Origin of the sequence: Rugamonas apoptosis (assembly GCF_014042355.1) — a bacterium.
GTDB lineage: Bacteria > Pseudomonadota > Gammaproteobacteria > Burkholderiales > Burkholderiaceae_D > Rugamonas > Rugamonas apoptosis.
In genome coordinates this window covers 1-272 of the sequence record NZ_JACEZU010000063.1, presented here as the reverse complement: position 1 = coordinate 272, position 272 = coordinate 1, and the positions used below count along the sequence as shown (strand labels likewise).

The 272-nt window shown below is 51.8% G+C and carries 2 tRNA genes; both read right to left on the bottom strand.

The annotated features are described in order from the left end of the window. Positions 1 to 51: 51 nt before the first annotated feature. Positions 52 to 127 (bottom strand) — tRNA-Ala (locus tag H3H39_RS27440). A 23-nt stretch (positions 128 to 150) separates the two neighbouring features. Then, positions 151 to 227: transfer RNA gene (locus H3H39_RS27435), tRNA-Ile, on the bottom strand. Between the last annotated feature and the right edge of the window lie 45 nt (positions 228 to 272).

Sequence of the window (272 nt, the reverse complement as noted above, 5' to 3'; positions counted from 1 at the left end):
AGACCAAACCTAAATCGCAACCAGACCTGGCTGACTTACGTTTGAACTTTATGGTGGAGGATGACGGGATCGAACCGACGACCCCCTGCTTGCAAAGCAGGTGCTCTCCCAGCTGAGCTAATCCCCCTGAGATTTACTACAGGCAGAAACTGGTAGGGCTGGTTGGACTCGAACCAACGACCCCCGCGTTATCAACACGGTGCTCTAACCAGCTGAGCTACAGCCCCAAATGCTGTTCTTCTTGATTTACAGTCGATAAGTGTGAACGCTTG